7 protein-coding genes are annotated in these 9,698 nt (G+C 73.2%); 4 read left to right on the top strand and 3 right to left on the bottom strand.

The window, feature by feature from the left end; translation table 11 throughout:
• Window positions 1–216 precede the first annotated feature (216 nt).
• A complete protein-coding gene (locus ACWF41_RS06010) occupies window positions 217–1,584 on the top strand; it encodes a Gfo/Idh/MocA family protein (protein WP_380323794.1) in 1,368 nt (455 codons plus the stop codon).
• A 21-nt stretch (window positions 1,585–1,605) separates the two neighbouring features.
• Here ACWF41_RS06010 and ACWF41_RS06005 read toward each other — a convergent pair whose 3' ends face one another.
• Both ACWF41_RS06005 and ACWF41_RS06000 read right to left on the bottom strand, forming a co-directional pair.
• The gene (locus tag ACWF41_RS06005; RefSeq protein WP_380323797.1) at window positions 1,606–2,763 is read right to left on the bottom strand and encodes a Gfo/Idh/MocA family protein; all 1,158 of its coding nucleotides are present in this window, start codon (window positions 2,761–2,763) and stop codon (window positions 1,606–1,608) included.
• 79 nt (window positions 2,764–2,842) lie between these two features.
• Window positions 2,843–4,804 carry a DUF6807 family protein gene (locus ACWF41_RS06000; protein ID WP_380323800.1) on the bottom strand — a complete coding sequence of 654 codons (1,962 nt, stop codon included), beginning with the start codon at window positions 4,802–4,804 and terminating at the stop codon, window positions 2,843–2,845.
• A 174-nt stretch (window positions 4,805–4,978) separates the two neighbouring features.
• On the opposite strand from ACWF41_RS06000, the gene ACWF41_RS05995 reads away from it, so the two are divergent.
• The 3 genes from ACWF41_RS05995 to ACWF41_RS05985 are packed head-to-tail and all read left to right on the top strand — an operon-like array spanning window position 4,979 to window position 8,212.
• Window positions 4,979–5,902: a carbohydrate ABC transporter permease gene (locus tag ACWF41_RS05995; RefSeq protein ID WP_380323803.1), complete on the top strand. Its 924-nt coding sequence runs from the start codon at window positions 4,979–4,981 to the stop codon at window positions 5,900–5,902.
• Entirely contained in the window at window positions 5,895–6,830 is a 936-nt protein-coding gene (locus ACWF41_RS05990) for a carbohydrate ABC transporter permease (protein ID WP_380323806.1), read from the top strand. The genes ACWF41_RS05995 and ACWF41_RS05990 overlap by 8 nt, the downstream gene beginning before the upstream one ends.
• Before the next feature lie 50 nt (window positions 6,831–6,880).
• Window positions 6,881–8,212, top strand: coding sequence for an ABC transporter substrate-binding protein (locus tag ACWF41_RS05985; RefSeq protein ID WP_380323809.1), 1,332 nt, complete (start codon window positions 6,881–6,883; stop codon window positions 8,210–8,212).
• Between the two features lie 39 nt (window positions 8,213–8,251).
• Here ACWF41_RS05985 and ACWF41_RS05980 read toward each other — a convergent pair whose 3' ends face one another.
• The gene (locus ACWF41_RS05980) at window positions 8,252–9,682 is read right to left on the bottom strand and encodes a cellulase family glycosylhydrolase (RefSeq protein ID WP_380323812.1); all 1,431 of its coding nucleotides are present in this window, start codon (window positions 9,680–9,682) and stop codon (window positions 8,252–8,254) included.
• Window positions 9,683–9,698: the final 16 nt, after the last annotated feature.

The raw sequence follows: 9,698 nt of genomic DNA, 5'->3' as shown, positions 1-9,698 counted from the left end.
GGGGGGAAGGGGGCGGGGGGGAGGGGGAGATGGGGAAAGGGAAGGGGGTGGGGCAAGGCAGGCTGAGGTGGTTCTTTTGATCCAGAGGCATGAGCCCCGTCCACTACCTCGGCACGAACGGAACTACCTCGTGGGGGCGAGGGTGGGAACCCTGCTCGGGTAGGCTGTCGGAAACCGCTTCCCCGACGTCGCCCGGCGACTGCAAGGAGATCGACGATGCCCTCCGCCCCCGCCTCCTCGACCGGCCAGGACCGTCGGCGGTACGCCGTCGCCGGCACCGGGCACCGTGCCGGCATGTACGTGGACGCGCTGATCGGGGACCACGCCGACGACGGCGAGATCGTCGCGTGGGTCGAGCCCAACCCGGTGCGGGCCGCGGTGCACGAGGCGAAGGTCGCGGCCGCCGTCGGCGGCGAGCGGCCCCTGTACCACCCGGACGACCTCGAGAAGGCGCTCGACGAGCAGCGGGTGGACCGCCTCGTCGTCACCTCCGTCGACCGGACGCACGCCGACCTCGTCTCGCGTGCCCTGCGCGCCGGCGTCGACGTCGTCGTCGAGAAGCCGATCGCCGCCACCGAGCACGAGGCGCGCCAGATCGCCGACGCCGTCGCCGAGACCGGCCGCGACCTCACGATGACGTTCAACTACCGCTACTCGCCGCGGAACTCCGCGCTGCGCGAGGTCATCGCCTCCGGCGAGATCGGGCAGGTGCTGAGCGTCCACTTCGACTGGGCCCTCGACACCGTGCACGGCGCCGACTACTTCCGCCGCTGGCACCGCGAGAAGGTCAACAACGGCGGCCTGCTGGTGCACAAGTCCAGCCACCACTTCGACCTCGTCAACTGGTGGATCGACGCCGTGCCGCAGCGGGTCTTCGCGAGCGGCGGCCGCCGGTTCTACGGCGACGACGCCGCGCACGCGCGCGGCTACGAGCCGACGGCCGGGGAGCGGGCGCTGCGCGAGCAGGGCGTGGACCCGTGGCGCATCGACGTCGCCGCCGACCCGTACCTCGCCGCGCTGTACGGCCCCGAGGCGCAGGCCGTCGACGGCTACCGCCGCGACCGCAGCGTCTTCGACGCGGGCATCACCACCGAGGACACGCTCGGCCTCGTCGTCGAGTACGCCGGCGGCCCCGTGCTCACCTACTCGCTCACCGCCAGCGCCCCCTGGGAGGGGTACCGCGTCGTCGTCAACGGCTCGCGCGGCCGGGCGGAGCTCGAGGTGGTCGAGCGCGGGTCCGTCGTCTTCGGCGCCGACGGCAAGGCGACCGTCGACCCGAGCTTCACCGCCACCTTCGGCGAGGACACCGTGCGCCCCGAGGGGGAGCGGCTCGTGGTGCAGAAGCACTGGGAGCGCGCGGAGGAGCGGCCCATCGTCGCCGTCGGCGCGGGCGGCCACGGCGGCGGCGACGCGCTGCTGCTCTCCGACGTCTTCCGCGGCCGCACCGAGGCCGACCCGCTCGGCCGAGCCGCCGGCTTCCGCGACGGGCTCCGCGCGTCCGGCATCGGCTACGCGGGCAACCGCTCGCTCGCCACGGGCGACCCCGTCCGCCTCGCCGACCTGGGCCTCGGCATCGACCTCTGAGCCCTGTTCGGCGCAGGAGCGTCAGCGGGCCCAGGGGGCGCCGAGCTCGGCGAAGGTCCGCTGGGTGCGTGCGACCTCCGCGCACCAGCGCTCGACGTCGGCCACCACGGGCCGGCGGTCGGCGCCCTCGCCCCGCCACTCGACGTGCTCGGCGGCGATCGGGGCGGGGTCGGCGCTGGTGCGCACGGCCTCGAGGACGCGCATGAACGCGCCGGTGTCGCGGACGTCGCACAGCAGGGTGCGGGAGTCGTCGGCGCGGGCGGCGAGGAGGTCGTCGAGCAGGGACGTGCGCCCGTACGTCTTGTCCATCTGGGCCGCGTCGGTGCGCAGCAGCAGGCGGTCGTGCTCGTACTCGTAGGCGAGGTCGCCGCGCGTGCCGCGCACGACGACGCGGGCGGGGGAGCGCTCGGGTGCGCACAGCGTGAGCCCGAAGCCGTAGCGCCGGCCGCGCGCGTCCTGCACGCGGACCGACGACGTGTCGTCGGCCTCGATCGGGTTGGCGCGGTACAGGTCGGTGTCCACCCAGGTGACGTCCTGCGCGGTCGTCGCCCCGCCGAGGCGCAGGGCGGTCGCGACGGCGTGCGCCAGCGGGTTGGTCACGACGCCGTCGACGACGTCCCGCCCGTCCAGCCGGCGGCGCCCTGCCCAGGCGGCGCGGCGCCAGTACGACACCGTGCGCACCCAGGTGCCGACCGCGCCGAGGCCCACGACGTCGCCGATCTCGCCGCGCGCGAGGACGTCCGCCGCGGCGGACAGCGCGTGCGAGCCGAACGTCTGGAACCCCACCTGGCAGCGGCGGCCGGTGCGCTCGGCCACGGCGACGAGCTCGGTGTGCTCGGCCAGCGATGCCGTGGTCGGCTTCTCCAGGAGCACGTCGATGCCCGCCTCCATGGCGGCGCGCGCCAGCGGCAGGTGCGTGGGGATGGGCGTGCTCAGCACCACCACGTCCACGCGGACGGACGGCGTGGACAGCAGGTCGCCGAACGTCGGGAACCAGGGCGCGCCGGCGTCGTGCGCCTCGTGCCCCGGGCCGGGCTCGCGCGGGTCGACGACGGCGGCCAGCCGCGCGCCGCCGGTGCGCTGCAGCTCGAGCACGCGACGCACGTGCGAGGCGCCGTGGCCGTGCAGCCCGACCACCGCGATCTGCGGGACGAGGCCGTCGGAGGTCGGGTACGTCATCGTCCACCGGTCCTGGGGTGTCGTCGTGACCCGGCCGGGGATCCCCGGCCGGGTGTGGTGCTGAGAGGGTCGCGGCGCGTCAGCGCAGCGTGGCGGCGAGGGCGGTCGCCTCGTCGAGGTCGAGCGCGCGGTCCACGAGGGCGGCCACGATCCCGGTCTCGACGGTGCCGCCCGCGGGCACCCGCAGCGGGGTGTCCCAGGCCAGCGCGGGCCCGCCCCCGGGGTACTCGGCGGCGCGCAGGAACCAGTGCCGCGGCGGCGACGTCTGCGCGATGAGCAGCGTCGTCGCGCGGTCCTCGGCGTACGGGTCGTGGTGCTGCTGCACGAACGCGACCCACGGCGACGTGCTGCCGTGCGCGCGCTCCTCGCCCTCGCCGCCCTCGGACAGCACGACGGTGCGCTGCGCGATCGGCGCGCGCCAGAACACGCCGCCGTACCCCGCCCCCGGGCGGCCGTTGGTGGCGGGGGAGCGGATCTCCAGCGGCCCGTGCGACGCGTGCAGGGTGGAGCGCCACTCGAGCGCCCATCCGTCGTCGCCGAGCAGGCGGGCGCCGAGCCGGCGCTGCTCGTCGAGCAGGGGCTCGCCGTGCTCGTCGTCCCAGCGCACGGTGTCGAGCAGCACGTGGGGGGCGAGCGGGTCGACCTCCGCGCAGGTGCTGACCTGCCGCCCGTGGTTGGGCAGCAGGGTCGGGCCGACGTCGGCCACGAAGGTGCGCCCGCCCCAGAAGCTGGTGCCGTTCACGTCGGGGACGGCCACGCTGACGCCGTAGTGGTGCCGGTGGTCGACGGGCTCCGACTCGGTGAGCGGCACGCCCGCCAGCGAGTGCACCGGGTGCAGGTAGGGGCGAGGGGAGTGGATGGCGGGCAGCCGCTCGCCGTCGACGTACCGGGCCAGCGGGACGCGGTCGCGCGTGTGCCGCAGCACCACCTCGCGCGGCTCGACGGACCACGCGGGCCCCGGGTCGACGTCCTCGGGGTCCGGCACGACGGCGGGCGCGGGCTCCGCCACCTCCGCGCGGGCGACGCGGCGCGGCACCGGGCCGGTGCTGGAGCGGGCCTCGAGGCGGGCGGTGAACCGGGTGGTGGACGCCGCGTGGGCGTCGTCGTCGATGACGGCGTGCAGCTCGCGCCACGCCTGGCGGCCCAGCTCCGCCTGCGGCACGGACACGGTGGTCAGGGCGGGCGTCGCGTACCGGGCGAGGTCGATGTCGTCGTACCCGGCCACGGAGATGTCGCCGGGGACGGCCACCCCGGCCTCGTTGAGCGCCGCCAGGAGGCCGAACGCGACGAGGTCGTTGTAGGCGACGACGGCGGTGGCGCGGCTCGCGAGCACCGGGCCGGCGGCGGCGTGCCCGGCGGCGAGGTCGGCGCCGACGGAGAGCTCGACGACCTCCAGGTCGGCGTGCCGCTCGCGCGCGACGGCGAGCCCGGCGCGCCGGGCGGCGTCCGTCGCCGCGGCGCGCGGACCGGCCAGGTAGGCGAGACGCCGGTGGCCGAGGCCGACCAGGTGCTCGACGACCTGCACGGTGGCCTCTGCGTAGTCGATGACGAGGCTCGGCGTGCCCGCGTGGTCGACCTCGCGGTTGATCACGGCCGCCGGGGTGACCAGCGGCAGCAGCGCGTCCAGGGCGGCGCCGGGCATCCGCGGGGCGACGAGGATGAGCGCGTCGCAGCGCATCCGTGCCTCCCGGGCGATGGCGGCCTCCTCGGACGGGTCCTCGGCGGCGTCGGCCACGAGCACCCGGTAGCCGTCCTCGGCCGCGGCGGAGGTGACGCCACGCAGGATCTGCTGGAACACGGGGTTGCCCAGGTCCGGCACGACGAGCGCGACGGTCGTGGTGCGGCCCAGCGACAGGCTGCGCGCCACGTTGCTGGGGCGGTAGTTCAGGTCGATCGCCGCCTCCTGCACGCGGGCCGCGATCGCGGGGTCGACCGTGCTGCGGCCGTTCATCACGCGGGAGACGGTGGCGCGCGAGACGCCGGCGGCGGTGGCGACGTCGGCGATGGTCACCGTCGGTCGCCGCAGGTTCACGTCAGGCATCGATGCCTCCTCGGGCTCACGAGCCGACCGTACACCATTGGAAACCGGTTGCTCTCGTGGTACGTTCCCGAGAAGCAACCGGTTTCCAGGCGACGTCGCCGGGGGCCGTGGATCGAGGGAGATCGGGAGGCCGGCGATGACGCCCACCAGCACGCCGCACGGCGAGGTGCCGCGATGGCGGTGATCCAGGAGGTGGCCCGCACGCGCGGCGCGGCCAAGGAGCGACGCAAGGGCGACGGCAAGGCCGCCGCGGTCTTCCTCGCCCCGTGGTTCGCCGGCGTCGTCCTCATCACGGCGTTCCCGCTGGTCGCCTCGCTCTACCTGTCCTTCACGGACTACAGCCTGCTCGAGGCGCCGGGGTGGATCGGGCTCGAGAACTACACGCGGATGTTCGACGACCCGCGCTTCTTCCAGGCGCTCAAGGTCACGTTCACCTATGTGCTCGTCTCGGTGCCCCTGCAGCTCGCCGCCGCGCTCGCGCTCGCCGTCGTGCTCGACAAGGGCCTGCGCGGCCTGGCGTTCTACCGGTCGATCTACTACCTGCCGTCCCTGCTCGGGGGCAGCGTCGCCATCGCCATCCTGTGGCGGCAGGTGTTCGGCGCCGACGGCCTGGTCAACCAGCTGCTCGCCTTCGTCGGCGTCGAGGGCGTCGGCTGGGTGTCCCACCCGGACTACGCGCTGGGCACCCTCATGGTGCTCAACGTCTGGACGTTCGGCGCGCCCATGGTCATCTTCCTCGCCGGGCTGCGGCAGGTCCCGGCCATGTACTACGAGGCCGCGTCGATCGACGGCGCCGGCCGCTGGCGCCGGTTCCGCAGCATCACGCTGCCGCTGCTCACGCCGATCATCTTCTTCAACCTGGTGCTGCAGCTCATCGGGGCGTTCCAGTCGTTCACGCAGGCGTACATCGTCAGCGGCGGCACGGGCGGCCCGGTCGACTCCACGCTCTTCTACACGCTGTACCTCTACGACCGAGGGTTCGGCTCGTACCAGATGGGGTACGCGTCGGCGATGGCGTGGTTCCTGCTGCTCGTCGTGGCGGGCATGACCGCCGTGAACTTCCTCGCCTCCAAGTTCTGGGTCTTCTACGATGACTGACGCTCCCGCGCGCCCCGAGTCGCGCCCCGCACCCGCCCGCCCCTCGCTCGCCGAGGTGGCGGCCACCTACCCCGAGCGCCGCCCGCCGCGACGTCGCGCCGGGGCCGCCGTCCGCCGCGTGGCACGCCACGTGCTGCTGATCGCGTTCGGCCTGGTCATGCTCTACCCGCTGCTGTGGATGCTGGCGAGCTCCTTCAAGCCCACCTCGCTGATCTTCCGCGAGCCCGGCCTGATCCCCACCGAGTGGGACTTCAGCAACTACACCGACGGCTGGAACGCGCTGCTGCACCCGTTCGGGCACTACCTGCTGAACTCGGCGATCGTCGTGCTCGGCTCGGTGCTCGGCAACCTGGTCTCCTGCTCGATGGCGGCCTACGCCTTCGCCCGGCTGAAGTTCCGCGGCCGCAACCTGTGGTTCGCCGTCATGCTCATGTCGATCATGCTGCCGATCCACGTGATCATCGTGCCGCAGTACATCCTGTTCTCGTCGCTGTCCTGGATCAACACGTTCCTGCCGCTGGTCGTGCCGAAGCTGCTGGCCACGGACGCGTTCTTCATCTTCCTCATGGTGCAGTTCTTCCGCGGCATCCCGAAGGACCTCGACGAGGCGGCCCGGCTCGACGGGTGCGGCCACGGCCGCATCTTCCTGCGGATCATGCTGCCGCTGTCCCTGCCGGCCCTCGCCACCACCGCGATCTTCACCTTCATCTGGACCTGGAACGACTTCTTCAGCCAGCTGATCTTCCTGACGAAGCCGGAGATGTACACGGTCCCGATCGCGCTGCGCACGTTCGTCGACTCCACGAGCAACAGCTCGTGGGGCCCCCTGTTCGCCATGTCGATCGTGTCGCTGATCCCCGTGTTCCTCGTCTTCCTGTTCGGCCAGAAGTACCTGGTCAAGGGCATCGCCACCACCGGCATCAAGTAACGCACCGCCCATCCGCAGCACGTCCGCACCGTCGTTCGAAGGAGAACCTCATGCGAGTCACAGCTCACCGCGCGACGCGCCGCCGCGGCGCCGCGCTCGTCGCCCTCACCGCCGTCGGGGCGCTCGCCCTGACCGCCTGCTCCGGCGGCGACTCGGGCATCGTGCCCTCCGACCAGGAAGGCGGGAAGGGCGGCGACGTCGAGATCCGCTTCTCCTGGTGGGGGTCCGACGACCGGCACAAGACGACCGAGCAGATCATCGACCTGTTCGAGGAGAAGAACCCCGGCATCACCGTCGTGCCGGACTACACCGACTGGGGCGGCTACTGGGACAAGCTCGCCACCGCCACGGCCGGCGGCGACACCCCCGACGTCATCACGCAGGAGGAGCGGTACCTGTCGGACTACGCCTCCCGCGGCGTGATCGCCGACCTGGGCGCGCTCGACATCGACACCTCCGAGATCTCCGACGACATCCTCACCACCGGCGAGGTGGGCGGGAAGCTCGTCGGCATCCCGACCGGCGTGAACGCCTACGCCTTGGTGGCCGACCCGCAGATCTTCGCCGACGCGGGCGTCGACATGCCCGACGACACCACGTGGACGTGGGAGGACTACGTCGACATCGCCGGGAAGATCTCGAAGGGCGCCGGCAAGGGCGTCTGGGGCACGCAGGACTACGGCTTCAACGAGGCGGGCCTCGCCGTCCTCGCGCGGCAGAAGGGCGAGACGCTCTACACGCCGGACGGCGAGCTCGGCGTCTCGAAGGAGACCGTCGCCCAGTTCTTCCAGACGTCGCTGGACCTCATGGCGAACGGTGGACAGCCCGACGCGTCGCGCTCGGTCGAGTACCAGAACGCCGGGCCGGAGGGGTCGCTTCTCGGCACCAACGCCGGCGCGATGGGCGTGTGGTGGAGCAACCAGCTCGGGGCGCTCTCCGACGCCTCCGGTCGGGACCTGGAGCTGCTGCGCCTGCCCGGCGAGTCCGAGTACGAGCGGACCGGCATGTACTTCAAGCCGGCCATGTACTACTCCGTGTCGGCCAAGAGCAAGCACCCCGAGGAGGCGGCCAAGCTGGTCGACTTCCTGCTCAACGACCCCGACGCGGCGAAGCTGCAGCTCACCGACCGCGGCCTGCCGGCCAACATGAAGGTCCGCGAGGCGATCCTGCCCGACCTCACCGCCGCCGACCAGCGCATGGCCGACTTCATGGCCGAGCTCGAGGACGACGTCGTCGACAACCCGCCGGTGCCGCCGAACGGCGCCAACGAGATGCAGGACATCATCACGCGCATCAACACCGAGGTGCTGTTCGAGCGGATGACGCCCGACCAGGCCGCCGACGCCTTCCTCCAGGACGTGGGCGCCGCGATCGGCGGCTGACGACGCGCGGCGGACCCCGCTCGATCCCTTCGAGCGGGGTCAGACCGGGCGGATCGTCACGACGGTGGCGGCGGGGTCGGCGCGGAACGTCAGCACGCGGGTCGCGGGGTCCCAGCTCTCCACGGTGCCGCCGTCCACCTGCCCGCCGTCGGGGAACGCGTCGGCGGGCAGGTACGCCTCGCTCGTCGCACCCGCGTCCGCGGCGCTCCCGCCCCCGGCCCCGCCAGGGCCGAAGCGGAGCGTGAGCGCGTCGTCGTCGGCGGTCCAGCCGCGCAGGTCGCCGGCGACGGCGCGGGGGTAGGGCCGCTCGACGGCGCCGACCAGGTTGCGCGGCGTGCCGTCCTCCTCGTAGGGGCCCCAGCTGCCCGGGTCGCTCGACCAGTAGACGGTGCCCATCCCGGCCTCGTCGGCGGTGCGGTAGACGAGGTCGAGGTAGTCGAGGGCGCCGGGCAGGGTGGTGTCGAGGCCGAACTCGCCGAGGATCACGGGGACGTCGCCGAGGGCGTGCGCGGTGCGGGCGGTGTTCGCGGCCCACGCGTCGACGGTGCCCTCGACGAGGGTGCGGCTGGACCCGGTGAAGCCGTCGCCGAGGTCCATCGGCAGCGGGTACAGGTGCGGGCAGAACGCGACGCGGGCGCCGCCGTCGCGCGGGTCGTCGACGGGCCGCAGGCCGCTCGGCAGGCCCCAGTTGTAGCCCATCGCCTGCGGCTCGAGGCAGGCCCACGTGTCCGCGTCGACCTCACGGATCGCGTCGACGCTGCGCTGGTACAGCTCGGTGAGCGGGCCGGCCTCGAACTGCGGGCCCTGCACGGTGCCGCCGTAGGGCTCGTTCATGAGGTCGTAGGCGACGACGGCGTCGACGTCGGCGAACCGCTCGGCGACGGCGCGCCACGCGCCCGCGTAGTGGTCCATGAGCTCCGGGTGCTCGCCCGTCGTGTTCCAGAAGTGGTCGAAGGCCCGGATGACGCCCGGCTCCAGGTAGTACAGCTCCCACATGTCGTGGTCGCGCACCGGGAAGCCGTCCAGGTACGTGGCCCACGCCGGCGCGCCGTTGCCCGACTGCCCCGACGGTGTGATGGCGCTGCCCCACAGGTCCTGGTGCATGTCGAGCATCACGTGGTAGCCGCGCTCCGCGTACCAGTCGACCCGATCGGCGACGTCGTCGAGGTACGCCTGGTCGTAGGTGCCGGGCTCCGGCTCCACCTTGCGCCACGAGATCAGGAACCGGACGAAGTCGGTGCCGGTGTCGGCGCTCTCGCGCGCCAGGTCGTCCTCGGTGAAGTCGGGGAGTCCGTCGGGCGCGGACTTCGAGCTGGACGCCGTGTTGAAGCCGTGCGCGACGACGGCGCGACCCTCGCCGTCGCGCAGGAACGCCGCGGCCGGTTCCGGCGCGCGCAGGGCGGCGGCGACCCCGCCCCCCACGACGACGGCCGCGAGCCCCGCGGCCAGGATGGTGCGCGCTGCGACCACGTGACGTCCTCCTCGA

It is taken from the genome of Isoptericola sp. NPDC055063, assembly GCF_053608125.1.
This window is presented reverse-complemented; position numbering and strand designations above follow the sequence as displayed.